The sequence below is a fragment of the Rhodoferax sp. P2_H8_2 genome, from assembly GCF_056403235.1.
Genome location: NZ_JBFUFW010000001.1, coordinates 533,782 through 558,694, shown reverse-complemented (window position 1 = coordinate 558,694; position 24,913 = coordinate 533,782). Strand labels below are relative to the sequence as shown.

25 protein-coding genes and 1 pseudogene are annotated in these 24,913 nt (G+C 61.0%); 16 read left to right on the top strand and 10 right to left on the bottom strand.

All coding sequences use genetic code 11. The features are described 5' to 3' along the window. The first annotated feature begins 1 nt into the window (after position 1). From AC1DV6_RS02720 to kdgR, 3 genes are all read left to right on the top strand, one after another. On the top strand, positions 2 to 490 hold the full coding sequence (locus tag AC1DV6_RS02720; RefSeq protein ID WP_477974860.1) for a TRAP transporter small permease: 489 nt from the start codon (positions 2 to 4) through the stop codon (positions 488 to 490). Next, entirely contained in the window at positions 481 to 1,764 is a 1,284-nt protein-coding gene (locus AC1DV6_RS02715; RefSeq protein WP_477974858.1) for a TRAP transporter large permease, read from the top strand. The genes AC1DV6_RS02720 and AC1DV6_RS02715 overlap by 10 nt, the downstream gene beginning before the upstream one ends. 68 nt (positions 1,765 to 1,832) lie before the next feature. Next, the gene (kdgR, locus tag AC1DV6_RS02710; RefSeq protein WP_477974856.1) at positions 1,833 to 2,648 is read left to right on the top strand and encodes a DNA-binding transcriptional regulator KdgR; all 816 of its coding nucleotides are present in this window, start codon (positions 1,833 to 1,835) and stop codon (positions 2,646 to 2,648) included. A gap of 13 nt (positions 2,649 to 2,661) precedes the next feature. On the opposite strand, the gene AC1DV6_RS02705 is transcribed toward kdgR, so the two are convergent. The 3 genes and pseudogenes from AC1DV6_RS02705 to AC1DV6_RS02695 form a co-directional block, all read right to left on the bottom strand. After that, a complete protein-coding gene (locus tag AC1DV6_RS02705) occupies positions 2,662 to 3,450 on the bottom strand; it encodes a substrate-binding periplasmic protein (RefSeq protein WP_477974855.1) in 789 nt (262 codons plus the stop codon). 9 nt (positions 3,451 to 3,459) lie between these two features. After that, positions 3,460 to 4,302 carry an ABC transporter permease gene (locus tag AC1DV6_RS02700; RefSeq protein WP_477974853.1) on the bottom strand — a complete coding sequence of 281 codons (843 nt, stop codon included), beginning with the start codon at positions 4,300 to 4,302 and terminating at the stop codon, positions 3,460 to 3,462. Between the two features lie 11 nt (positions 4,303 to 4,313). Beyond that, a pseudogene (locus tag AC1DV6_RS02695) lies at positions 4,314 to 5,165 on the bottom strand (ATP-binding cassette domain-containing protein); the annotation flags it as partial. A gap of 173 nt (positions 5,166 to 5,338) precedes the next feature. Between AC1DV6_RS02695 and purT the strand changes: the two are divergent. Further along, the gene (gene purT / locus AC1DV6_RS02690) at positions 5,339 to 6,565 is read left to right on the top strand and encodes a formate-dependent phosphoribosylglycinamide formyltransferase (protein ID WP_477974851.1); all 1,227 of its coding nucleotides are present in this window, start codon (positions 5,339 to 5,341) and stop codon (positions 6,563 to 6,565) included. A gap of 8 nt (positions 6,566 to 6,573) precedes the next feature. Here purT and AC1DV6_RS02685 read toward each other — a convergent pair whose 3' ends face one another. The 4 genes from AC1DV6_RS02685 to AC1DV6_RS02670 are packed head-to-tail and all read right to left on the bottom strand — an operon-like array spanning position 6,574 to position 9,598. Then, positions 6,574 to 7,878 carry a lytic murein transglycosylase gene (locus tag AC1DV6_RS02685; RefSeq protein ID WP_477974849.1) on the bottom strand — a complete coding sequence of 435 codons (1,305 nt, stop codon included), beginning with the start codon at positions 7,876 to 7,878 and terminating at the stop codon, positions 6,574 to 6,576. Between the two features lie 42 nt (positions 7,879 to 7,920). Further along, on the bottom strand, positions 7,921 to 8,676 hold the full coding sequence (locus AC1DV6_RS02680) for a hypothetical protein (protein ID WP_477974847.1): 756 nt from the start codon (positions 8,674 to 8,676) through the stop codon (positions 7,921 to 7,923). Positions 8,677 to 8,698: 22 nt separating this feature from the next. After that, the gene (locus AC1DV6_RS02675) at positions 8,699 to 9,178 is read right to left on the bottom strand and encodes a VOC family protein (protein WP_477974845.1); all 480 of its coding nucleotides are present in this window, start codon (positions 9,176 to 9,178) and stop codon (positions 8,699 to 8,701) included. A 6-nt stretch (positions 9,179 to 9,184) separates the two neighbouring features. Further along, positions 9,185 to 9,598: a cupin domain-containing protein gene (locus AC1DV6_RS02670; protein WP_477974843.1), complete on the bottom strand. Its 414-nt coding sequence runs from the start codon at positions 9,596 to 9,598 to the stop codon at positions 9,185 to 9,187. Positions 9,599 to 9,759: 161 nt separating this feature from the next. Between AC1DV6_RS02670 and AC1DV6_RS02665 the strand changes: the two genes are divergently transcribed. Beyond that, positions 9,760 to 11,826: a M13 family metallopeptidase gene (locus AC1DV6_RS02665; RefSeq protein WP_477974841.1), complete on the top strand. Its 2,067-nt coding sequence runs from the start codon at positions 9,760 to 9,762 to the stop codon at positions 11,824 to 11,826. Between the two features lies 1 nt (position 11,827). Here the strand turns inward: AC1DV6_RS02665 and AC1DV6_RS02660 are convergent, their stop codons facing one another. Next, positions 11,828 to 13,054, bottom strand: a complete 1,227-nt coding sequence (locus AC1DV6_RS02660; protein WP_477974839.1) for an MFS transporter — start codon at positions 13,052 to 13,054, stop codon at positions 11,828 to 11,830. Between the two features lie 31 nt (positions 13,055 to 13,085). Between AC1DV6_RS02660 and AC1DV6_RS02655 the strand changes: the two genes are divergently transcribed. Beyond that, positions 13,086 to 14,150 carry an AraC family transcriptional regulator gene (locus AC1DV6_RS02655; protein WP_477974837.1) on the top strand — a complete coding sequence of 355 codons (1,065 nt, stop codon included), beginning with the start codon at positions 13,086 to 13,088 and terminating at the stop codon, positions 14,148 to 14,150. A gap of 43 nt (positions 14,151 to 14,193) precedes the next feature. Here AC1DV6_RS02655 and AC1DV6_RS02650 read toward each other — a convergent pair whose 3' ends face one another. Both AC1DV6_RS02650 and AC1DV6_RS02645 read right to left on the bottom strand, forming a co-directional pair. Then, complete coding sequence (locus AC1DV6_RS02650; protein WP_477974835.1) at positions 14,194 to 15,687, bottom strand: AMP nucleosidase; 1,494 nt, start codon at positions 15,685 to 15,687, stop codon at positions 14,194 to 14,196. Between the two features lie 3 nt (positions 15,688 to 15,690). After that, a complete protein-coding gene (locus tag AC1DV6_RS02645) occupies positions 15,691 to 16,608 on the bottom strand; it encodes a diacylglycerol/lipid kinase family protein (RefSeq protein ID WP_477974833.1) in 918 nt (305 codons plus the stop codon). A gap of 209 nt (positions 16,609 to 16,817) precedes the next feature. Here AC1DV6_RS02645 and AC1DV6_RS02640 point away from each other — a divergent pair, with 209 nt between their 5' ends. The 10 genes from AC1DV6_RS02640 to AC1DV6_RS02595 are packed head-to-tail and all read left to right on the top strand — an operon-like array spanning position 16,818 to position 24,913. Beyond that, complete coding sequence (locus AC1DV6_RS02640; RefSeq protein ID WP_477974831.1) at positions 16,818 to 18,542, top strand: GspE/PulE family protein; 1,725 nt, start codon at positions 16,818 to 16,820, stop codon at positions 18,540 to 18,542. Next, positions 18,535 to 19,776, top strand: coding sequence for a type II secretion system F family protein (locus tag AC1DV6_RS02635; RefSeq protein ID WP_477974829.1), 1,242 nt, complete (start codon positions 18,535 to 18,537; stop codon positions 19,774 to 19,776). The genes AC1DV6_RS02640 and AC1DV6_RS02635 overlap by 8 nt, the downstream gene beginning before the upstream one ends. 35 nt (positions 19,777 to 19,811) lie before the next feature. Next, on the top strand, positions 19,812 to 20,243 hold the full coding sequence (gene gspG / locus AC1DV6_RS02630; RefSeq protein WP_477974827.1) for a type II secretion system major pseudopilin GspG: 432 nt from the start codon (positions 19,812 to 19,814) through the stop codon (positions 20,241 to 20,243). Further along, entirely contained in the window at positions 20,218 to 20,733 is a 516-nt protein-coding gene (locus tag AC1DV6_RS02625; protein WP_477974826.1) for a prepilin-type N-terminal cleavage/methylation domain-containing protein, read from the top strand. Before gspG ends, AC1DV6_RS02625 begins: the two co-directional genes overlap by 26 nt. Further along, the gene (locus AC1DV6_RS02620) at positions 20,730 to 21,140 is read left to right on the top strand and encodes a type II secretion system protein (protein ID WP_477974824.1); all 411 of its coding nucleotides are present in this window, start codon (positions 20,730 to 20,732) and stop codon (positions 21,138 to 21,140) included. The genes AC1DV6_RS02625 and AC1DV6_RS02620 overlap by 4 nt, the downstream gene beginning before the upstream one ends. Next, positions 21,137 to 21,817: a prepilin-type N-terminal cleavage/methylation domain-containing protein gene (locus AC1DV6_RS02615; RefSeq protein ID WP_477974822.1), complete on the top strand. Its 681-nt coding sequence runs from the start codon at positions 21,137 to 21,139 to the stop codon at positions 21,815 to 21,817. Before AC1DV6_RS02620 ends, AC1DV6_RS02615 begins: the two co-directional genes overlap by 4 nt. Beyond that, entirely contained in the window at positions 21,817 to 22,668 is an 852-nt protein-coding gene (locus tag AC1DV6_RS02610; RefSeq protein WP_477974820.1) for a type II secretion system protein GspK, read from the top strand. Before AC1DV6_RS02615 ends, AC1DV6_RS02610 begins: the two co-directional genes overlap by 1 nt. Positions 22,669 to 22,725: 57 nt before the next feature. Continuing rightward, positions 22,726 to 23,718 (top strand): PilN domain-containing protein, encoded by a 993-nt coding sequence (locus tag AC1DV6_RS02605; protein ID WP_477974818.1) that lies wholly within the window; start codon positions 22,726 to 22,728, stop codon positions 23,716 to 23,718. Further along, entirely contained in the window at positions 23,715 to 24,266 is a 552-nt protein-coding gene (gene gspM / locus AC1DV6_RS02600) for a type II secretion system protein GspM (protein WP_477974816.1), read from the top strand. The genes AC1DV6_RS02605 and gspM overlap by 4 nt, the downstream gene beginning before the upstream one ends. Beyond that, positions 24,263 to 24,913, top strand: coding sequence for a hypothetical protein (locus AC1DV6_RS02595; protein ID WP_477974814.1), 651 nt, complete (start codon positions 24,263 to 24,265; stop codon positions 24,911 to 24,913). The genes gspM and AC1DV6_RS02595 overlap by 4 nt, the downstream gene beginning before the upstream one ends.

The following is a 24,913-nucleotide window of genomic DNA, read 5'->3' as shown; positions in this document are numbered from 1 at the left end:
CATGTACACACGCCTTTGCGCGGCCATAGCGCGCCTGTGTCTGCAGATCGGAGTGGTCGGCCTGGTGCTGTTGATTGCCGCTGTGCTCTACCAGGTCATAGGCCGCTACATCTTCAATGACACGCCCACCTGGGCCGAGAGTGGCTCGGTCTTGTTGGTGCTGTACGTCACGATGATGGGCATGGCGGTGGGCGTGCGCGACGCTGGGCACATTGGCCTGGAGTCGTTGCTGGTGTTGGCGCCCGATGCCATTCGCCTGAAGATGGAGTTGCTGATCCACGCGCTGGTGTTGGTGTTTGGTGGGGTGATGGCGTACTACTGCGCGGTGCTGGCCCAAAGCGTGTGGGAGTACAAGATCCCGACCCTGGGTGTGTCTGAAGCCCTGAAGTACCTGCCTCCGGCGGGCGCTGGCTTGCTGATCGCGATGTTCTCCATCGAACACATCATTGCCTTGCTGCAAGGCAAAGAAGTGGAGCCCGCATGGCACTGACCATCCTGTGCCTGAGCTTCACGCTATTGCTGCTGCTGGGTGTGCCGGTGGCGTTCTCCATCGGTATCTCATCGTTGCTGACTTTGCTCTACGAGGGGTTGCCGCTGGCCGTCGGGTTCCAGCAAATGATTTCCGGCATGAGCCCGTTCTCGTTTCTGGCGATTCCCTTCTTTATTTTTGCTGGCGAAATCATGATGTATGGCGGCATTGCCGACCGCATCGTGGACTTTGCCAAGTCGATGGCGGGGCACGTGCGCGGTGGCCTGGGTATGAGCAATGTGCTGGCTTGCACCCTGTTTGGCGGCGTGTCGGGCTCGCCGGTGGCAGACGTGTCGGCCATGGGCTCGGTGTTGATTCCGCAGATGGTGAAAGAAGGCTACGACGCAGACTACGCCGTCAATGTGACGACGCACGCTTCCCTTGTGGGGGCGCTGATGCCGACCAGCCACAACCTGATCATCTTCACGCTGGCCGCCAGTGGCAAAGCCAGCATCGCCACGCTGATTCTGGCGGGCATCATTCCTGCCGTGCTGCTGACTATTTGCAATCTGGTGGCGGCGTATGCGGTGGCGGTACACAGGGGTTATCCGGCGGGCACCTTCCCTGGCTGGGCCGTTGTGGGGCGCTCGTTTGCGCAATCGCTACCGGGCCTGCTGGTGGTGGTCATCATCGTCGCGGGAATTTTGTCGGGCGCGTTTACGGCTACCGAGTCGGCGTCGGTGGCGGTGGTGTGGGCGCTGTTTTTGGCGGCGGTGGTCTACCGCCGCTTGACCCGCGAGCAGTTTCTAAAGGCCGCTGCCAAGGCCGTCAAGAGCACTGGCACCGTGCTGCTGCTGATCGGCATCAGCTCCATGTTCGGCTATTTGATAGGCCTGTATGGCGTGGCTGAACTCACGGGCATGGCGCTGTCGGGCTTCAGCACCAAGCCTTGGGTAATTTTCTTGTGCGTCAACATCATCCTGTTTGTGTTGGGCACGTTTCTCGACATGGCCGCCACCATCCTGATCTGCACGCCCATCTTCTTGCCCATCTGCCAGCAAATGGGCATGAGCACCGAGCAGTTTGGCATTGTCATGTTGATCAACTGCGCGCTGGGTTTGAACACGCCCCCGGTGGGAACGACGCAGTTTGTGGGCTGCACGATTGGTGGCGTGTCGGTGGGCACGGTGATGAAAACCATCTGGCCGTTTTACGGTGGCCTGATCGTTGCTTTGATGCTGGTCACCTATGTGCCGGCATTCACGATGTGGTTGCCGCAATTGCTATTGCAATGAACCGCCAATTTTGAAACTATTGGTCCATAATTCAAATTGAAACATGCTTTCAGAGAAAACAAAACAAAATGGATGATGATTCTTCCGACTCCAAATCGCCCGAATCGGTAGCTGCCGTACTGAAGGTGTTTGGCTTGCTGCAAACACTGGCCGACCGCAATGAAACCGGCATCTCCGATTTGTCCGTGCGCCTGGCAATGCCCAAGGCCACGGTCTACCGTTTTCTGCAAACCATGATGACGCTGGGCTACGTGCGCCAGGAAGCCGACAGCGAGCGTTACGGTCTGACGATGAAGGTTTTCGAGCTGGGTACCAAGGCCCTGCAATACCCCGAGCTGATCGATCTGGCCAAACACCACATGCAGATGCTGGCCGACAAGACCGGCGAAACGGTGCACTTGGGTACGCTGATCGACAGCGAAATCATTTATGTGCACAAGGTTGATTCACGCCACATGCTGGGCATGTACTCCAAGGTCGGCCGACGGGCACCTTTGCACTGCACTGCGATTGGTAAAGTGCTGATGGCCTGGGAGCAGCCGGAGCGGCGTGCGCTGATTTTGCAGGGTGCCGAGTTCACCAAGTACCGCGACAAAACCATCGTCGAGCCTGCTGCGTTCGCGCAAGAGCTGGCCCGTGTCAAGACCCAGGGCTTTGGCGAGGACCGCGAAGAGTTTGACGACCACATCCGCTGTCTGGGCGTACCGATCTTTGACCGACTGAACCGCCCGGTGGCGGGCATGAGCATCTCGTTCCCGACCTTCCGCTACGACCCGGCGCGTGAGGACGAAGTAGTGGCCATGCTGCGCGACGCCAGCCGCGATATTTCGCAGCGGCTGGGTTGCACGCAGTTTCCGCTGGACAATCCCGCTAAGCCAACCTAAGCGCAATAAGGGTTCATTCCGAAAGCTGCAGCTGCAACGCTTTCGCTTCATTGGTGCGGTAGTGCGGAGATTTGCGAGTCTCTCCAATGAGGGTCCAGATGGATTCAATCCGCTTGGGGTCCTTCGCATAGACGGATTTGGCTACCAGAAGGTACATCGGCCGCACTGCGTAGGGAATCGGCGACAGCGTGATCTTCTCCGCCAGTGCGTTGTCTGTGCGCAGGAGTTTGGCGGCCTCCGGGCCTTGGACAACGGCAATGTCAAACATCCCCGCAGCCAGCTGACGCAGGGCATCGGGCGCGGAATTGGTGGACTCCTTTGCATCGAACCCACGCTCGCGCAAATCGCCTGCAATCATGTAGCCCCGCTGGGTGAGCACACCTTTTGCGGTGGGCAATAGGGTCTTGCCATCCCATGACGCAGCGCTGCCTTTGCGCAGAAAAACCTGGAAACGATCTTCATGAAGGGCCCGTGCCGGGTCTATTGCGCCACCAGGCAGGCTGGGAAATACACCAAAAGTACGCCGCTCCTCAGACTCGCCGGCGGCAAAGATCCCATCGAAATCACCCTTGCGCATTTCCTCAATGCAGCGCTTCCAGGGCCGTGCCACGTAGACAAAGCGTTCGTGAAGGTTTTTCTCGGCTGCTTTGAGCAGTTCCAGGTTGAGGCCGGTTCCGTCCGGCCTCGTCCACGGCAGGGCGGACGCATCTTCATAACACCAGCGCAGGGCATGGCGATCTGCTGCTTGCGCCGCCATGGCAAACGACAGCATCAGTGCGGAGATGACAATACGTAAGGTCATGACGTGCTCCTAGCGTGCAAACCGTTTTCGCGTCAGCGCCAGTGCGACCCAGAACGACACGACGGTAAACGCGATCAGCACCAACCCATGGCGCAGAGCATCAGGCGGCCACTGGTCCATGAACAGCGGTCGCACCAGCGCCACCGCGCTGGATAGCGGCAACCAGTCGGCCACGATGCGCACGGCGTAAGGCAGTTGCTCTAGTGGAAAGAAGATGCCGGAGAGAAACATCATCGGTGTCAGGAACAGCGTGAAGTAATAGGTGAAGAAATCGTAGCCTTTGGCCAGCGCGTTGAACACCAGCGCCATGCAACTGAAGGTAATGCCTACGCCCAGCAAGATGGGCCACGCCACCAGCAGTTTGGGAGAGTGGCTGATCTGCAGCGCCAGCATCACGCCCAGAATCGCCGTCACCGTGAACAGCGACTTGAACGCCGCCCACAGCATCTCGGCCAGCACGATATCGTCCAGCCCGACCGGCGCATTCATGATGCCGTCCCAGGTCTTTTGCACATGCATGCGCGAGAACGCGGAGTACAGCGCCTCGAACGACGCCGCGTTCATTGCGCTCATGCAGATCGACCCGCTGGCCAGGAACAGGATGTAGGGCACCTGCGTGCCATCCACGCTGACCTTGCCCACCAGCGCGCCCATGCCGTAGCCAAACGCGACCAACCACATCAGCGGCTCGGCGATGTTGCCGACCAGGCTGGGAATCGCCAACTTGCGCCAGACCAGCAGGTTGCGCAGGAACACCGGCCAGAAGCGCATGGAGAGTTGTGGGGCTCGCCATACAGAGAGATTTTGGCCTGTAGTGCCCGTGGATTGTGCGTAAGCAGCTCCTGTTTTCATAGCATCTCCAATCAGGCTTCTTCGCGGATTTGCCGCCCGGTGAGTTTCAGGAACAGGTCTTCCAGGTTGGCAGGTCGGTGCAGCGTACGTAACTGGTGGTTGCCAGCAAGGGCCTGCAACAGCGTGCTGGCGTTGGCCGTGTAGAAGAACACCGTCTCGCCACTGACCTCCACGCGTGACGCATGCGCGCGCAGCGGACCGTCCACCAGCGCCAGCGCGCCCACGCCGTACACCTCCACCACATCCGGCTCCAGATGCTCGGCAATCAGATCGCGCGGCTTGCCTTCGGCAATTTTCTTGCCATGGTCCAGCACCAACAGGCGTGAACACAGGCGCTCGGCCTCGTCCATGAAGTGCGTGGTCAGCAAGATCGACTTGCCCTGTTGCAACAGCAACTGCAACCGCTCCCACATCAGGTGCCGCGCCTGCGGGTCCAGCCCGGTCGTGGGCTCGTCCAGTAGCAATAGCTTGGGGTCATTCACCAGCGCGCGGGCCAGCGACAGCCGCCGCTTCATGCCGCCTGACAATTCACCCGGTTTCGCGCTGGATTTGCTGGTCAGCGAAGCGAACTCCAGCAACTGCGGAATGCGCGCCTTGATCTCTGCGTCTTTCAGGCCGAAGTAACGGCCATAGACCAGCAGGTTCTCCGCGCAACTGAAATCCGGGTCCAGCGTATCCATCTGGCTCACCACGCCCAGCTGCGCCTTGATCGCCAGCGCGTCCTGCGGCATCTGCAGGCCTAAAGCGTGGATGCTGCCGCCATCGGGTGTGGTCAGCCCGAGCAGCATGCGTATCGTCGTGGTCTTGCCCGCGCCGTTCGGGCCAATCACGCCCAGGCATTCACCCGGCGCAATCTCGAACGACAGGTCGCTGACGACCTCGGCCTCGCCATAGCGTTTGGACAAGTGGCTGGCCCGCAGCAGGGGCTCTGAAGCAGGCAGAGAGGAGGGCTGGAGTGACATGCTGCCATTGTGGCGCAACTGCCCCGAATTACACTTGTCGCCTTTCCCATCCCCTTCATTTTTCGGACCCCGCCATGACTACCTTCGGAACCCCCAACACCCCCCAAGCCACCAAAGTCATGCTGTTGGGCAGCGGAGAACTGGGCAAGGAAGTGCTGATCGCGCTGCAGCGCCTGGGTGTGGAAACCATTGCGGTAGACCGCTACGAGAACGCACCGGGCCAGCAGGTCGCGCACCACGCGCGCACCATCACCATGAGTGACCCGGCGCAGCTCAAAGCACTGATTGAGAAAGAAAAGCCGGATTGGGTCGTGCCCGAGATTGAAGCCATTGCCACACCCATGCTGCAGGAGCTGGAAGCGGCAGGCGTTGTCAAAGTCGTCCCCACTGCCCGCGCCGCCCGCCTGACGATGGACCGCGAAGGCATCCGCCGCCTGGCCGCCGAAACCCTGAGCCTGCCCACCAGTCCGTACAAATTTTGCGATTCGCTGGCCGAGCTGCAAGCCGCGATTGATGGCGGCATTGGTTACCCCTGCATCGTCAAGCCCGTGATGAGCAGCTCTGGCAAAGGCCAGAGCAAGATCGATGGCCCAGCCGATGTGCAAAAGGCCTGGGACTACGCCATGGCCGGAGGCCGTGTGAGCCATGGCCGCGTGATCGTTGAAGATTTTATCGATTTTGATTACGAGATCACCTTGCTGACGGTGCGCGCCCGCGCGGCCGACGGCAGCATCCAGACGCATTTCTGCGACCCCGTGGGCCATGTGCAGGTCGCGGGCGACTACGTGGAAAGCTGGCAGCCACACCCCATGCACCCCAAGGCGCTGGAGCGCGCGCAACATATTGCGAAGACGGTGACCGACAACCTGGGCCAAGGGCTGGACGGCAAGCCCGCTGGCATGGGTCTGTTTGGTGTGGAGTTGTTTGTGAAGGGCGAAAACGTCTGGTTCAGCGAAGTGAGCCCGCGACCGCATGACACCGGCATGGTCACAATGATTACGCAGTGGCAAAACGAGTTTGAACTGCACGCCCGCGCGATCCTCGGCCTGCCGGTCAACACCGCATTGAAGAGCCCCGGCGCTAGCGCCGTGATCTACGGCGGCGTCGAGGCCAAGGGCATTGTGTTTGACGGTGTGGCTGAAGCCTTGCAAGTGCCCAACTCCGACATCCGTCTGTTCGGTAAGCCCGAGAGCTTCGTCAAGCGCCGCATGGGCGTGGCGCTGGTGTTTGATGCGGACGTGGAAGTGGCGCGCAAACAGGCCAAGCTGGCTGCCAGCAAAGTCAAACCGCGCGTGGCCTAGAACAGACTTTAGGGGGCCTGCAGCCCCAGAAGCAAATCCAGGGTCGGATAGCCATCGGCCGGCAGGTTGATGGAGCGCTGGTAACGCCGAATTCCTTCGCGCGTTGCCGGTCCCATGATGCCGTCCGGCGTGCCCGTCGCAAAGCCACGCGCATTCAGCGCCGTCTGCAAAGTCTGCAACTGGCTGCGCGTCAGCATCTGCAGATCGCGCGGCCATGCAGCCTGTACACCCGGTCCATTGTCCAGCAGCTGCGCCAGCAAACTGACCGCCAGCGCGTAGCTGGTCGCATTGTTGTAGCGCAGGATGGTCCGAAAGTTTGGCCCCACGACAAAGGCGGGCCCGCGTGCACCTGCGGGCAGCAGGAGGTAGGCATCACTGAGCGCTGGCAAGGGCGCACCACTCGCAGTCTGCACACCTTCCGCTGCCCATTGCGCGCTGGATTGGCGCACCGCCGGGTCCGCGCGCACTATATCGAATCCCCGCGGTAAGCGCACCTCGGTGCCCCACGGCTGACCAGGCTGCCAGCCTGAGCGCGCCAGAAAATTCGCCGTCGACGCCAGCACATCGGCCATGCTGCCCCAGATGTCGCGCCGTCCGTCGCCGTCCGCATCGATGGCGTAGGCGAGGTAGGTGGTTGGCAGGAACTGTGTCTGGCCCATGGCGCCAGCCCAGGAGCCAATCATGTGGTCACGGTCGATATCGCCGTTTTGCAAAATCTTCAGGGCCGCCAGCAACTGGCCGCGCGCCCAGCTTTCGCGCCGGCCTTCAAAGCCCAGCGTCGCCAGCGCAGCAATCGTGGAGATGTCGCCGTAGTTGCTGCCGTAATTGCTCTCCAGGCCCCAGATGGCTACGAGAATGCTGGCAGGCACGCCATAGCGCGCTGCGGCCGCATCCGCCAGTGCGCGCAACTCACTTAACTTGGTCTGGCCGCGCGTGACGCGGGTGGGTGACACCGCGCTGTCCAGGTAGTCCCACACCGCGCGGGTGAGTTCGGGCTGCGAGCGGTCCAGTTCAACGACGCGTGGCAACTCCTGGATGCCATCGAACGCGGCGCCTAAGGTTGCCTCGTTGATGCCTGCGGCGCGTGCGCTGGCGCGAAAGCTGGCAACCCAGTTGGCAAAGTCTGTTGATTTGGTTTCCGTCACGGCCTCTGGCGCAGAGGCAGGGCTCGCGACCGGCACCGCCGCGGGCTGTTGCAATGGCAGCGCCTGTGGTGGCGCAGACGGCGGAGTGATAGCCGGGGTGGAGGCACAACCCACCAGCGCCAGCGTCAGAAGCCAGCAGGGTGCAGATGAAAAACGGAAAGCAGACATGCCCTATTCTCGCCTTTACGTACCGGGCATTTTTTGCAGCGGCTAGTGCGCAGCTTCCGTGGCGACGATAGGCCTTGTCTCGATCATCACATCATCGCTATAGATGCTGAAAGTGGGTATGTAGTACACCCCGTTGCGCGGTGCAATGGCCACGTCTTTACGCTTGCCGTTCTTGGTGACAAAAACCTGATGCGTTTGCGGATTGGCATCTAGCGGCAGGTGGCAGGCGACCTTTCCGAAAATGCTTCGGCTCAGCCAGGAGAACCCCGTTGAGGCCTCCTTGAGTGCGGTGGTCATGAACGCGCAAATCAAGCGCGCGTCTCCCAGGCGTAAGCCAGCAATTTGGTCGGGGTTGGCAGGGGACACAGTGATCCGAATTGCCGGGTTGGGCCCAGCGCCGGCAATGACGACGTTGGCGGATTGTTTGGCAAGCGCATCGTCTATCGGAAACAGGAAAGACTGTCGTCCGTCTTCGGTTACAAGCAGTTCGCGTTCATCGGAGACAAGGGAAACACTGATGCGCTTGCCCGCTGTGGCCGATGACCCAGTCGCGACAACGTGGAAGCTGATGCTGGCATTCGGTGCCAACTTGGCCTGTTGGTCCCGCATCGCAATCAGCCCGGCATGGATGGCCCGGTAGCTGGTCCAGAAGTTGAACTCCTTGTCGGCAGTCACCACCACGGCTTCGGCCGTTCCTTCACCAACAGGAGGATCATCTTGCGAGGCCTGGGCCCAGGCCGCGAGCGGTAGTGTTACGAGACCGAGACTCCACACAAGCAAGACAACAAAACGATGCATCCCCAAATGTTAGCGCAGGACATCAGCCGCGCAGGGCCGCCTCAATCTTTGCGATATCGATCTTTCTCATCTCCATCATGGCCTGAAACGCACGCTTCGCGGCAGCAGGGTCCGGGTTGGAAATCGCCGCCGTCAACACGCGCGGCGTGATCTGCCAGGAAAGCCCCCATTTGTCCTTGCACCAGCCGCATTGGCTCTCCTGGCCGCCGTTGCCAACAATCGCGTTCCACAAACGGTCCGTCTCTGCCTGGTCGTCGGTCGCAACCTGGAACGAAAAGGCCTCGGAGTGTTTGAATATGGGTCCGCCATTCAGGCCTATGCATGGGATGCCCAGCACAGTGAAATCGACGGTCAGCACGTCGCCCTGTTTGCCATCTGGATAGTCGCCGGGAGCGCGATACACCGCGTTCACCTTGCTGTCTGAAAATGTTTTGGCGTAGAACTCTGCGGCTTCCAGCGCCGTGCCGTCGTACCAAAGGCAAATCGTGTTCTTGTTCATCATGGTGGACTACTTTGCTGCTGTGGGGTCTGCCGCAGGCGCCGCCAGCGGCTTGCCCTTCTCAACCACATACACGCCTACCAGCTTGACCGGCGTGGCGGTGCTGTTCATTGCGTTGTGCACGGTGCCGCCGGGCACGACGAACGACTCACCTGCCACGACCTTGCGAGGCGCTTGTCCCGCCATCAGCAGTGTGACTTCGCCTTCCAGCACATAGCTGATTTCGTCGCCGGGGTGGCTGTGCCAACCTGCCACGCCACCGGGCGCAACATCCACGCGCGCCACCACGGCTTCGCGGCCGGGGACAGAGACGTCGGCCTTGCCGACGACGGTGCGTGTCAGGCCAGAGGCTTGCGCAAATGCGCCGCCAGTCGCCACTATCAACAAGCCACCTACAAAAGCACGTTTGACGCTGAAGCGCATAGCAATCTCCTTGTTTGCGCCAATCACGGCGCGGTGAATAGGGATGGTGAGCGGTCATTACAAGCAGCGCTGCAAGGCATGTCAACAGCAGTAACCCGCGCGCGATACGCAGAGCTATTCCATGGACAATGGAGCACGTTTAGAAAATCCGGAGACCTGCCGTGCGCCGTGCTTTGCTTACCTTGTTGATTGCCCCTTCGCTGTTATGGTTTGCCGTTGCAGGCGCCCAGTCTGTACCCGACAGCACAGACACGCCGCTGACCGAATTTCCTTACACGCCAGGGCTGGATGTCTCCGCGATGGACAAGACGGCCGACCCGTGCAATGACTTTTACCAATACAGCTGCGGCGGCTGGATCAAGAACAACCCGATCCCGGCGGACCAGTCCAACTGGAGCGTGTACGGCAAGCTCTACCAGGACAACCAGCGCTTCCTGTGGGGCATTCTGGATGGCCTGTCGAAGAGGACATCCGGCAACACGGCCAACCAGCAAAAGATTGGCGACTACTACGCCGCCTGCATGAACGAGCCCCAGATTGACCAGCGCGGCGCACAGCCTATGCAGGCGCTGTTGACCCGCATTGATGCGATCAAAACCAAAGACGAGTTGCCTACTTTGCTGGCTGCTTTGCACCTGACCACTGGTGATGGTGGCTTCTACTTCAGCATGGGCGCAGAGCAGGACTACGCCGACTCATCGCAGGTCATTGCATTTGCCAGCGGCGGCGGCTTGAGCCTGCCGGAGCGCGACTATTACCTGAAGACAGACAAGCGTTCGGTCAAACTGCGTGCGCAGTACGTTGCGCATGTGGCACAGATGCTGGAGCTGCTGGGCGAAAGCACCGCGGTTGCCAAACAGAACGCGGCCGTGATTCTGAAAATCGAAACCGAACTCGCGCGCGCCTCGCTGTCGCCGGTGGACAAACGCGACCCGTACAAGCTGTTCCACAAGATGAACCTGGCGAAGCTGCAGGCGCTGACACCAGGCTTTGACTGGAAGACCTATCTGGCGGCGCTGCAGTTGAACGCGGACGCCGATGTGAACGTCACCGAACCCGCCTTCTTCAAGGCACTGGCGCGCCACTGGCAGGCAGCCAAGCTGGACGACATCAAGCTCTACCTGCGTTGGCATGCCGTGCACGCGCAGGCTTCGTCGTTGTCTGACAAGTTCGTCAACACCGACTTCGCATTCTTCGGCAACACCCTGATGGGCACGCCCAAGCTGCAGCCGCGCTGGAAGCGTTGCGTGGGCTTGGTGGATGTGCAGCTTGGCGAAGCCATGGGGCAGGAGTTTGTCGACCGCGCGTTTGGCCCGGAGCTCAAAGCCCGCACGCTAAAGATGACCGAGCAGATCGAGCAGGCCATGCACGACGACCTGGCGAGCCTCGACTGGATGAGCCCCAAGACCAAGGAAAAGGCGATCGAGAAACTCAAGACTGTCGTCAACAAGATTGGCTACCCCGACCAGTGGCGCGATTACAGCAGCGTAGTCGTTGCACGCGACGATTTTTACGGCAACGTGGAACGCGCCACCCAGTTTGAAATGCGCCGCCGCTTCAACAAGATCGGCAAGCCGCTGGACCGCGGCGAATGGGGCATGACGCCGCCTACCGTCAACGCGTATTTCAACGCGCAGATGAATGACATCAACTTCCCCGCGGGCGTGTTGCAGCCGCCGCTGTTCGACCCGAAGATGGATGACGCACCGGGCTACGGCAACACAGGCGGCACGATTGGCCACGAGCTGATCCACGGCTTTGACGACGAGGGCCGCCAGTTCGATGCCAAGGGCAATCTCAAAAACTGGTGGTCCGATGCGGACAACAAGAAGTTTCAGCAGCGCGCGCAGTGCGTGGTCAATCAGTTCGCCAAGTACACGGTGGTCGACAACATCAAGATCAACAGCAAGCTGACCTTGGGCGAAGACCTGGCCGACTTGGGCGGCATGGTGCTGGCGTGGACCGCGTGGAAGGTACAGACTGCCGGCCAGACGCTGGAAAACCGCGATGGCCTGACGCCCGATCAACGTTTCTTTGTCGGCTTTGCGCAATGGGCCTGCGAGAGCAGCCGCCCGGAGGCGCTGCGCGTACATGCGGCGACCGACCCGCACTCGCCCGGCAAGTACCGCGTCAATGGCGTGGTGGTGAACCTGCCGGAGTTCGGCAAGGCGTTTTCGTGCAAGCCCGGTTCTGCAATGACCTCTACGAAACCCTGCAAAATCTGGTGACTTAGTTGGGCTCCATTCGATCCCGCTGCGCCAGTGACGGGAACAATTTGAACCAGGCGCTGGCGATCAGAATGGTGCCCAGCCCGCCCGCCACCACCGAACCCACCGCGCCAAATGCGGCGGCGGTAGCGCCGGATTCAAATTCACCTAACTGGTTCGATGCGCCAATGAAGATGGAGTTCACCGCCGACACGCGGCCACGCATCTCATCCGGCGTTTCCAGTTGCACCAGCGTAGAGCGGGTGATCACGCTGATGCTGTCGGCCGCGCCGGTAACGACCAGCGCGATCAGTGACAGCATGAAGTGTTCCGACAGGCCGAAGACCACGGTGGCGATGCCAAACACGATGACGGCGCCTAGCAACCGGTGCCCGACATGGCGGCGCATAGGCCAGCGCATCAGCGCTGCGGACATCAACAACGCGCCCACGGCGGGCGCGCCGCGCAACACGCCCAGCCCAACTGGGCCAATGTGCAGGATGTCGCGCGCATAAATCGGCAGCAGTGCAGTAGCACCGCCCAGCAATACGGCGAACAGATCCAGCGATGTCGCGCCCAGCAGCAGCTTGTGGTTCCAGACGAAGTGAAACCCGGCCAGCACTGTCTTCCACGTCACGGCCAGCGCGGCAGGGTTGTGCAGATACCGGATGCCCAGGGCCAACGCCATAGACAGCAGCAGCGTGATGGAGCAGGTCCAATACACCGTGTTGGCGCCCGTTGTGTACAACACGCCGCCCAAGGCCGGGCCACAGATGATGGCCGCCTGCATGCCGGTGCTGCTCATCGCCACCGCGCGCTGCAACAGGGCTTGCGGCACCAGTAGCGGCGTCAAGGCTTGCTGTGCGGGCATCTGAAACGCGCGCGCAATGCCCAACAGGATTGAGATACCCAGGATCAATTCGCGCGTGACAAAGTTGTTATGGGTTGCCACCACCAGCGTGATCGCAACAACCGATTGCAGAAACAGGCAGCCAGCAAATATCCGGCCCCGGTGGTACCGGTCCGCCACGTGCCCAGCGGGCAATGTGAACACCAGTGCCGGCACAAACTGGAACAGTCCCACAAGACCCAGATCCCAGGCGCTGCCGGTGATGTCGTACATGTGCCAGGCCACCGCCACCATCAGCATCTGGCTGGCCGTCACCGCGCCCAGCCGCGCGATCCAGAAGCGCATGAAGGCGGGGTAGGCGCGCAGGGAGGGGAGGGGTGTGGCTGCAGTTTCGCTCATGTAGCCAAGTGTAGGCGGGCACAATTGAAATATGACTTCCCTGATTCGCGCGGTGGCTCTGCAAGGCTATGAAGCTGCTGCCCGTTCCGTGGGCGTGGACCCCATCGCGCAGTTGGCGCGTGTGGATCTGCCGCCCGAAACGCTGGTCGCAACCGACAATTTCATTTCCTACTTGGCCTTTATCCGTCTGCTGGAGAACACTGCGGAGGCGGGCCAATGCGCTGACCTGGGGCTGCGGCTGGCGGGCTACCAGGAGGCGTTTATCGAAGGCCCGCTCACGGTGCTGATGCGGTATGCCAATACCTTGAATGAGGCGCTGGCCATGGGCGCGCAGTACGGCTATGTGTTCAGCCCGGCGATGCGCGCCTCATTGACGCCGGTGGCGGAGCATCCGGAGCTGGTGGACCTGACGTTGATCGTCAACGCAAGCGGCCAGAAGAACTGCGTCCAAACCACCGAGTACGTGTTGTTCGCCGTGGCCCAGGTGCTGCGCTGGCTGAGCAAAGGGCAAATCCGGCCGCTGCTGATCACGGCGCCGCATGCGCGCATGAGCACGGTGGCGCACTATGCGCGCTACATGCCTTGCGAGTGCCGCTTTGACATGCCGTTTGCGGCCGTCCGCATTGCAGCCAGTGACCTGACGCTGGCGCTGCCCGAGCGCAACGCAGTGATGCTGCAAATGGCCAAGCGCTACATCGAGCAGAACTTTGGGGTGTCCGGGCAACTGATCTCCGACCGTGTGCGGGTGCTGGCGCGCCAGCTGATGGGTGTGGGTCGGGCGACGCAAGGCGGCATCGCTGCCGCTCTGGCCATGCATGCCAAGACCTTGCAGCGCAGATTGCTGGCCGAGGGCGAGCGCTTTGATCTCTTGCTGGACGCCGAGCGCCGCGACCGGTTTGTCGAGCTGCTGATGCAGCCCAGTCGCCCCAGTCTGGCGCAGATCGCGTTGATGGTGGGCTACGCAGAGCAGGCCGCGCTCACGCGCAGTTGCCACCGCTGGTTTGGCTGCAGCCCGAGCGCCTTGCGGCTGCGCCAGCAAAGCCAGGAGGCCTTGCTGGCCGAAACGGTTGAGTCTGATTTGCTATTAAATCAGTAGCTGCTCACGCACGTTCTATGCGCCTTCCGGGCCAATTTACCTCCTATTGGAAGGCAACTTCGGCAAAACTGCGCAGCTTGCGACTGTGCAGTTGATCGCCACCCTGGGCCCGCAACAGCTCCACCGCACGGATGCCGATGCGCAAATGCTGGTCGACGCGCTCGCGGTAGAAATGGTTGGCCATGCCGGGCAGCTTGATCTCGCCGTGCAGCGGCTTGTCGCTCACGCACAAGAGCGTTCCGTACGGCACGCGGAAGCGGAAACCATTGGCGGCAATCGTGGCGCTTTCCATGTCCAGCGCAACTGCGCGGCTCTGGCTGAAGCGGCGCTGCGGCGTGTTGTCGGGAAGCAGCTCCCAGTTGCGGTTATCGGTAGACGCCACGGTGCCGGTGCGCATGATGCTCTTCAGCGCTGCGCCCTTGACCTGTGTGACATCAGCCACCGCCTGCTGCAGCGCCACCTGAATTTCGGCCAGCGCCGGGATCGGTACCCACAGCGGCAGCTCTTCGTCCAGCACATGGTCTTCGCGCACATAGCCGTGGGCCAGCACGTAGTCGCCTAGTTGCTGGCTGTTGCGCAGGCCAGCGCAATGGCCCAGCATGATCCAGGCGTGGGGCCGCAGCACGGCGATGTGGTCGGTGATGGTCTTGGCGTTGGCCGGGCCCACACCGATGTTGACCATGGTGATGCCTGCGTTGTCTGCGCGCACCAGGTGGTAGGCAGGCATTTGCGGCAGGCGCGGCGGTGCCGCGCCCAGTGCATCACCAGCCTCAGCGGACAGGCCGGTGCGTCGGGTGATGACGTTGCCGGGCTCAATGAAGGCTACGTACTCGCTGTCTGCTCTGGCCATCTCGGCGTGGCCCAGGCGCACGAACTCGTCGATATAGAACTGGTAGTTGGTGAACAGCACAAAGTTCTGGAAGGCCCGCGGCGAGGTGCCGGTGTAGTGGCGCAGCCGGTGCAGCGAATAGTCCACCCGCGGCGCCGTAAACAGCGACAGCGGTTGCGGCTCGCCGGGCTTGGCTTCGTAAGTGCCGTTGGCAATGCCATCGTCCATCGCTGCCAGGTCGGGCAGGTCAAACACATCGCGCATCAGCGTGCGGCGCTGGGCGCTCATATTGCCTTCGACGTGGTCGTGCTCGGCAAACGAGAAGTGCACGGGAATAGGCTGTGCGCTGGTACCTACTTCCAACTCGACCTGGTGGTTTTGCAGCAGCAGGTTGAATTGTTCGAGGTAGTAGTTGTGGTACAGGTCGGGGCGGGTCAGCGTGGTCTCGAAGCGGCCCGGGCCTGCGACAAAGCCAAAGCTCAGACCCGCATTCTCCGGGGTGGTGCTGCGAAACACGGTGTCAGTATGGATGCGCACCAGCGGGTAACAGGCCCGCACATGGCCATCATTGATTTCTCCCGCGACGAACTTTTGCATCGCATCGCGTAGATGTGCAATGCCGGCCTCGTAAATGCGGTTGACTTGTGCCAACGCTTCTTTGGCGTCAGTGAAGCGTTGGGGTGCGATGAAAAGAGGTAGTGTTGCCATGCTCTATTGTGCCAGCGTGCGGTGACCGCTGGATGACGCCACGGCACGCAGTCGGCCGGGCTGGATTTCGATCCGAATGGATGTGGCGCTGCCCAGAAACTCACCGTCTGCGGCCAAGGGGAGCGGCTTCCTGCTACGGATCTCCAGCGCCCGGTAGGGGTAGCTGTGCACGGCGGGGTGCGACAGGTGTTTGCCCATCAGCAGACGCGGCAGCATCAACAGCGCCTGCAGCGGCGTGAACTTTCCGGCCACCAGCGCATCCAGCTGCCCGTCGTGGGCCAGCGCATGCGGCACGGCGGGCATGCCTGCGGCATAGGTGGGTGTGTTCAGTGTGGAGGCAAACAGGGTGGAGCCAGTGTGCACGGTTTTCCCATCCAGCACGACCTCCATGTCCCAGGTTTGCATCGCAGCAAGCTCACGCAGCGTGGCCAGCAGATAGCGTGGCGTGCCGCGCAACCAGCGCGGGCCCACCAGCGCCCGGTAGCACACCGCCGAGTCAAAGCCCACGGTCAGGCTGGAGGCAAACGGGTGGGCCAGCGTGTCGGTATGCAGCATGCCCACGTCCATGAAACCCGGCTCTGCGTTCAGGCCTAGCTCCAAACACTTCTCCCAACCCAAGCCGCGCAGGCCCAGGGCGCGGGCAAAGTCATTGCCGCTGCCATAGGGCACCAGGCCCAATACATGCTGGCCTTCCAGCAATGTGGCCAGCAACTGGTTCAGCGTGCCATCACCACCGACCACCACCACGCGCGATGCCGCGGGCAGGGCCCGAATGTGCGCCCGTGCCTGCGCGATATCGGGGGCGACTTCCAGTCGAGCGTGGGTCGCATGGGTTAGTAACCAGGTGCGGATCTTGGGAACCAGCCGCGCCGCGCGGCCGCCGCCTGCATGGGGATTGACGAGAACCAGGGCAGTTTGCATGGGGCCGCAGTACACCAGACTTGGCGCGGGTTTGTCAAAGACCCACGCAGCGGTACATCGAGATGCTTCGGGTAGAGTGCGACCCCATAGATCAAATGACGAAGAATGTAAATTGTTGTCTGATGTGCTGTCCGCCCTGCCAAAATAGCGTGTCCGGACAGTCGCATCGCTGATGCGCACGTCCCAAGAGCAAACAACCCAGGTACCCAATGATTGCAACCACGGAGAAAAGCCTACCCTCGAATGCACGGGAAGAACTTTTGACAAAACTGGGCGGCCGCCTGGTGGAGTCCGGGAAACTTTCTGCAAGAGATCTGGAGCGGGCTGTCTCAGCGAGTGAGGAGACCAATGGGAAATTGGGTGCCGTTCTGGTGGGTCTTGGGCTGGTTTCGGAACTGGATGTAGCGCGAACCAAAGCCGAGGTTTTGGGAATACCGTTCATCGAAAGTGGTAATTTGCCAGAGGTCATGCCGACGGTTGCCGGTCTCCATATTGATTTTTTGCGCGCGCACCACGCATTCCCCATCAGCCTGGATGGCACTGCGTTGACGGTAGCGCTGGCTGATCCCGAGGACGCTTTTTTGCTGAAGGCGATTGGCATGGCAACCGGGTGCCAGGTATCACCCTGCGTTGCGCTGGATTCCGATATTGATCGCGCGCTGAATCCGGTGGATACCGATGCCGAATCCGAAGATCTCGACAACGAGGATTCAGATGCGGACTCCGGTGAATTTGTGGAGCACCTGCGCGACCTCGCCAGTGAGGCGCCCACCATCCGCCTGGTCAGCCAGATCATCGGCCGCGTTGTCGATCTGCATGCGTCCGATATCCACCTGGAGCCTTTTGACGACGGCATGCACGTCCGCTACCGGGTGGATGGCGTACTGGACACCGCCGAGGTTCTGGCTCCGCAGCTCAGCGCAGCGATCAGTTCGCGGGTCAAATTGATGGCGCACCTCGACATTGCGGAACGTCGCTTGCCCCAGGATGGGCGCATCAAGACCCATGTGAAGGGTAGGGAGCTCGACCTGCGGGTGTCCACTGCACCGACCGTGCACGGTGAGAGCATCGTAATGCGCGTTCTGGACCGCTCCAGCGTGCGCTATAGCCTGGATACCATGGGCTTCTCGCCCGAGAATCTGGCGCGTTTCAACCAGTTGCTGGCCCGCCCGCATGGGGTGTTGCTGATGACCGGGCCGACCGGGTCCGGCAAGACGACGACCTTGTACACGGCGCTTTCCAATCTGGATGCCAATGCGTCCAAGATCATTACGGTCGAAGACCCGGTGGAGTACCAGTTAAGCGGTATCAACCAGATTCAAGTGCACCCGCAGATCGGACTGACTTTCCCTAGCGCCTTGCGCTCCATCCTGCGGCAGGACCCGGATGTCATCATGATCGGTGAAATGCGCGACGGCGAAACCGCCCAGATTGCGGTGCAGTCCGCGCTGACCGGCCATCTGGTGCTGTCCACCCTGCATACCAACACCGCCGCTGGCGCGATTGTTCGCCTGCAGGACATGGGCGTCGAACCCTACCTGATCACCTCGGCGCTCAACGGCGTGCTGTCGCAACGCCTGGTGCGTCGGCTTTGTGTGCACTGCAAGACGCCGCACGAAATTGCGCCGGCCCAGGAGCACCAGGAAGCACTGCAGCGACTGGGCTTGGGCACCGCTACTTTGTACAAGGCGGTTGGATGTCCTCAATGTCGTGGCACGGGTTACGCCGGCCGTTGCGGCATCCATGAACTCCTCATGATCGATGACGCCATCCGAAGCAGGATTCTGGCAGGCGGGGACACGGGAGCGTTGCATGCAGTCGCTGCCAATGCGGGTATGGCCACGCTGTACGAAGATGGTTTGCGCAAGGTAGCCGCCGGCCTGACCAGCCTGGAAGAACTGCTGGTAGCGACGCAGGACAGCGGCAATGCCTGAGTTCAAGTGGAAAGCCGCGCAAACGGACGCGACGATTGTTTCCGGCAGTTTGCAGGCGCCAAGCCAGGCACTGGCAATCTCCCAATTGCGCGCGCAGGGCCTGACGCTGTTGCAAATCGCACCGGCTGATGGCGAATCGGCCAGTGCAACCGATAGTGGGGCACCGCTGGTTGCCAAAGCGTCTAGACCGCGCGATTCGAGGTTAACGCAGTCGGACATTCTGGTCATGTCCACCGAACTGTCCATCATGTTGCAGGCCGGGCTTTCGCTGGATCGCAGTCTGCGCATATTGGCCGACATGAATGCCAAGCCCGCCATGGTGACGTTGATTGAGGCGATTCTTGCCGATGTGAAGAACGGTATGCCCTTGAGCCGCGCACTGGCCAAGCATCCCGGCAACTTCAGTGACTTTTACGTCAACATGATTCGCTCGGGGGAGGCCAGTGGCCAGCTGAGCGGGGTGTTGCAGCGCTTGGTCGAACATATGGAGCGGCTGCGTGCCCTACGCGAAAACGTGATCTCGGCGTTGACCTATCCGGCCATCCTGTTGGCCGTCGCGCTGCTGTCGCTGCTGGCGATGCTGGGGTTTGTGGTGCCACAGTTTGAGGCGCTTTTTTCCGGAATGGGCGACGCATTGCCCCTGCCTACGCGCGTCATCATGGTGATCGCGCATGCGTTTTCAGAATATGGGCTGTTGATTTTTATCGGCATCGTCGGCCTGGGCTGGGGGCTGCGGCGGTGGATGCAGTCACCGTCCGGCCGTTCATGGTGGCAGTCCCGCGTGCTTCGCCTGCCGTTACTGGGTCCGCTGGTTGTCAAATACAACCTGACGCTATACGCGCGCTCCCTGGGCACGCTGCTGGGCAATGGGGTGCCCCTGATCGGCTCTTTGAAAATTGCCCTTGAAACCGTCGACAACGGCCTGCTCAGAAACGCGCTCGCGGGAATCATGCCGCACGTCAAAGAGGGTGGAAAGATGGCGCAGGCCATGCAATCCTGCGGCGTCTTTGATCCCCTGGCGATGAATCTGGTCAAGGTGGGCGAGGAGACCGGCAGGCTGGGCGCCATGCTGCTGGAGTTGGCGCACATCTACAACCGGGATGTCGAACTTGGCATCAAGCGCAGTCTTTCCCTGCTCGAGCCCGCGTTGATATTGCTGCTCGGTCTGATGATCGCATCCATCATTGTTTCCATCCTTTTGGGCATCATTTCCGTCAATGACCTCGCCGTATAATCGCGCCCTTCCGACCTCCCCCAAACGGTACATCCATGCAGCCCAAGCCCCGATTTAATTCCCGAGTGTCCGGCTTTACCCTGATTGAGCTTCTGGTGGTGCTGGTCATCCTCACCATGCTGGCTGGCCTGGTCGGGCCGCGGCTGTTGAGCCAGTTGGGTGGGGCCAAATCCAAAACAGCGGCACTGCAGATCGCCGATCTTGAGAAGTCGCTGGATCTGTTCAAGCTGGATGTCGGGCGCTATCCCACAACACAGGAAGGCCTGGACGCACTGGTCACCCGGCCGCAATCTGCCAATGGCTGGAATGGCCCCTACCTCAAGGGTGGCGCGCCTATGGATCCCTGGGGCAAGCCCTATGTCTTTACCAGCCCCAATCCGACTGGCGGAGTGGACCTCCTGAGTCTGGGCGCCGATGGCGCGCAAGGTGGTGAAGGCGAGAATGCGGATATCCGCAACAAGCCTTAAGCCAGACCCATCCAGCAGGCTGGATGGTCTGCTTTGGCGCAGGCGGCAGGTCGGATTTACGCTCCTTGAGTTATTGGTCGCTTTGGCCATTGCCGGGCTGACATTGACCGTTGCCCCCAGCCTATTCAGTAAAGCCCAGGAAACGATTCAATATCGCAGCACGGTGCGCAGTGTGGTCGGCGAGCTGCGCAAGGCCCGCGTGGGCGCCTCAACCCTCGGTGTCTCCAGCTTCTTTCACGTGAACCTCCTGCAGCGCAAATTCGGCTCGGATGTGCAAAAACAGCAGTCGTTGCCAGACTCTCTTGAAATGCGCGTGATCGTGGGAGACAAGCAGTTTGCACCGGGCGGCCAGGATGCGCTGATCGAATTCCTGCCCGATGGTGGTGCTACCGGGGGCAGCATTGACATTGTTCGGCGAAGCGGTGAGGGCACGCGTGTGCGCGTGGACTGGATATCAGGCCAGATTGAGTTGGAGCCTTTGTCCAAGTGAGCGCTGTCCGTCCAAATCGTCAACGCGGTTTCTCGCTCATAGAGCTGTTGGTCGCTTTTGCCATTCTGGCTGTCTCGTTAGGCTTGCTTTACAAGTCCATGGGCAGCATGGTGCGCAGCGTGGGCGACCTCGAAAATCGCCAGCGCGCAAGCCTGGTTGCACAGGGGTTGCTGCGCTCTCGTGAATCAGTGGGCGCGAGTGGCTGGAACGAATCCGGCGTTGAAAGTGGTTTCGCCTGGCAGGTACAAAGTCGCCCCTACACAGATGCCACCAAGTTTCCCGGCGCCCCACGTCTTCATGAAGTGACCCTGGTGGTGGGCTGGGGAGAGGCCGCCCATTCGGGGCAAATTCAACTGCAGACACTGTTGCCCGAGCGCAAGCCAACAGCCAAGGAGGCAGCGTCGTGATCCGGCATCAGCGGGGGTTCACCCTGATTGAAATGCTGCTGGTGATCAGCATGAGCCTGCTGGTCATGCTGGCCATGGGATCTGCCCTTCGGACCATGGCGCAGTCGGAGGAGCGGGTGGGCCAGCGCATCCAGCGCAACGATCAGATGCGTGTAACGCTCCAGTTTCTCCAGCAGATCATGGGCCAGGCCGACGCAACTCGGGTCCCCGATCTGGAGGCGCCCGCGTCAAGGCGCCCTCAGTTCGCCATGCGCCCCGATGCCATCCAGTGGGTTGGCCTGATGCCCGCGCGCCACGGCGCTGCCGGCCGTTTTTTCTTTCGACTCGCTGTGGAGGAAAGCGCAACGGGCAGAGACTTGACTTTGCGCTTTGTCCCGGCACAAGCACAAACCGCCTTTCCGGACTTCTCGCAGAGCGAGAAACACATCCTGGGGCGTGATGTCGTTGATTTCAGCGTGGAAGCTAAAGGTGTTCCTTCAGAGCCGAGTGCGGACACGGTTGGCGATACCCTGGATTGGGCGGGTCAATGGAAGTCAAATACCGATATCCCGCAACAGGTCCGTCTTCGCTGGAGTGACAAATGGGGCGCCTGGCCGCCGCTGGTAGTCTCCATGTTTCCGACCTTGCAAAGCCAGGCTGGCCGCGGCGGGTTTGTCACCGGAGGCGCTGGAAAGTGATGCTGCGCGCCCGTCCAAAGGAGTCCCGGGGCTACGTGCTTTTGGCGGTGCTCTGGCTGATTGCCGCCTTGAGCCTTATGGTCGGAACCTTGCTACAGGAAGTCCGTCAGGAGACCCGGCAGGCAATGTTAGATAAGAGCAAATTGAGTGCGGGCGCCCTCTCCGAAGCGGCCATTCGACTTGTTTTGTGCAGCATGGTCGGGGATGCAAGTGCACTCAGCAAAGGAATTGTGCGCAAGACCGTAACCATCTTCGACGCCGCAGTGGGCCTCGAGATCGTGCCCATGAATGGCTACATTGACCTGAACAATGCGCAGCCCGCGCTTCTGGCCGATATGCTGCGGTACGCCGGGGGCATGCCTGCTGATGCTGCGACGGAGTTGGCGCAGAAAATCGTGTCTTACCGTGAAATAAGGGACACGCAAGGCCAGGCACGCAAGTTTCATGGTGTAGAAGACCTCTTGCGCGTGGAAGGGGTTGATTACGCCCTGTATGCCAGAGTCGAAAAACTGCTGACAACGCACGTCAACGGGCCAGGCCTCGTCAACCCGTTGGCGGCATCGGAAGAAGTCCTTGCCATTTTGACCAAAGGCGATGTGACGCGCGCCCATCAGCTGGCTGTTGCAAGATTGGCCAGCCCCGAGTCCGTCGATACCAGCACCTTGACCGCCAGCCAGATCGAAAACACGTCGACGACTTATTTTGAAATACGTGCGCTGGGTCCGGTAGTCGATCAGGTGGCCTACGGCGTTATATGGCAAGTTGATCTTCGAACCCCTGCCCATGGGCTACCATGGCAAACTATTTTTATGAAACCCTTTTCTATGCGCGTTGGCCCGCAATCTTCCTAGTCAATGACCCCTCCGATTTCAAAGTCAGCCTTATCCAGCCTGAACTGGCAGCGCCTTGTGAGTGATTTCACAGTTGCCTGGAAGGGTATCGCGCAATGGCCGCTACTCCGCTGGTTCACGCCAGCCTACGCCACCCGCGTCATTTTTCCGGACGGTGTTCCCCGCAACCTCGTGGATTCACCCGGCCGTCAGCGGGCCGCGTCCAGCCAGCCGCCTATGTTTGATGGATACCTGCTGCCAGAGGACTTGGTCCTGTGGCAAACGGTTGAGCTGCCAGCGCTTGGACCGCAAGAGATATCTTCTGCGCTGGCGTTTCAGGTCGGTACCCACAGTCCGTTTGCAGCAGAAGACACCGTATGGGGGCATACCAGCCCCGCTTCCGGCGCCGCTGGCAGCGTCCAGACGGAGGTCGCGATCGTTTCTCGCAAGCTCGTCGCCCTCTATTTGGCCCAACTGCAGGGTTCAAAAACCCACAAGTTTGCACCTGAATGGTGGGTCAAGGCCCCGGGCGGAGTCATGGTGGTTTTGAGCGATAGCGCCACCCAGCCACGAAATATCCTGTCCCGCAGATGGCGCAACCTTAACCTTGGGCTGTTGCTGTTGCTGTTGGTCATCCTTTGCGTAGCGGCCGTCACCCCGACGATGCAGTTGCACCTCAGGGCCATCCAGGCCGGCAACAGCTATACCGCATTGCAAGCCGCTGCGGGCGCAGCGGTCCAGCAGCGTGAGCAACTGGTGAAGTACCAACAGCAGGCGCAATTGCTCCAGTCCCAGCTCAAAGGCACAGTGCATCCGGAGGTGGCCATTCTGCGGGCAACCCAGTTGCTGCCCGATAACACCTACCTCTCATCACTGCAGGTTCAGGGCGACAAGGTCGCCATCAGTGGCCAGACACCCAATACAGCGGTGCTGATGCAGCAACTGGGAGCGCAGGCTGGCGTCAAAGCCGTGCGGTCACCCGTCGCCGCGACCAAACAGCGCGGTGCTGAGCAGGAAGCATTCACTGTCGAGTTCAGCCTGGACACGTCTGCGGGGGTTGGCGCACCATGACGAAACAACCTGTGCGCATTACCGTTTTGCAGTCTCTCATTGTGCTGGCGCTGTTGCTGCCGTTCCTGGTTCTGGCGGGGTACGTCTGGCATACGCACCAGCGGGCCCAGTCGCGTCTGGCGGAACTGGAGCCACGCCATGCGAGGCTGCAGGGAATCATTGCCCGACAGCCGGAGCTTCAGGCCGCAGCCCAGAGCGCTGCGGTGACGGTTAACCGCTATTTCTACCCCGCTTCCGTAGATGCTGCCCGGGCCGGCAATGAGGCACAGCAACTGATTCGCTCTGCCTTTGAGGTCGGTGATCTTTCCATCGTCAGCGCGCAAGTGCTGGACCCCAAAGACAGCGAAGGATTTCAGCGTATACGGCTGGTGTTCCTCGTCGAAGGGACGCAGCCTGACATACAGACTGCGTTGTTGAAGCTGAAAGCCCAAACCCCTGCTGTCCTGGTGGAGAGCGTGTCGCTGCAGGCGCAGGGGCAACCCAGGGCTTCCAGCAACGTACGCATGACGGGCAGCTTCAATTTCATCGTGTTGCGGGCCAAACCATGATCCTCACGCCTACACGTACTTTGCTTGCCCTCAATCTGCTTGCGCTGGCAGGCGTCGCAGCCCTGTGGGTTGACACCCAAGGGCAAATCCGCAATAGCCAATGGACCGCCCCTGCGCCCTTAGCGCCAGAGATTGGCCCGGCGTTGACAGTCGAGAGCGCCATGTTCAGTGGTGACCCGGCTTTCTATGCGGCTTCGCTGGAGCGGCCCCTGTTTTCCCCGAATCGCCGCGCCGCGCCCGTGGTCGCTGCAGACAAGCCAGCTGCCGCGTCCGACACACTGACCGAAGCCCGCCTGTTCGGACTGATAACAGGAGAGTCGCCCATCGTGCTGATGCGCGCAGAGGGGAAAACGCAGCGCCTGAAACTCAATGAAAGCCTGGGTGACTGGTCGCTCACGGCGGTGGGAGACCGCGAAGCCACATTTTCCCGGGGGTCGGAAACACGGGTGCTGAAGCTTGAATACGCTTCGCTCAGTGTTACCGCCCAGGCCGGTGCCGTCACTACCAGTGGGCCAGCCACCCCTGCCGGACTGGGCCCCCAGCAGGCAGAACTTGCCAAACGGCAGAGCGTTGAGTGGGCCGATACGGAAGCCCGAGTGGCTGCCATGCGCGCAAAAATGAGCCAATCCTCTTCCAAAAAGCCTTAG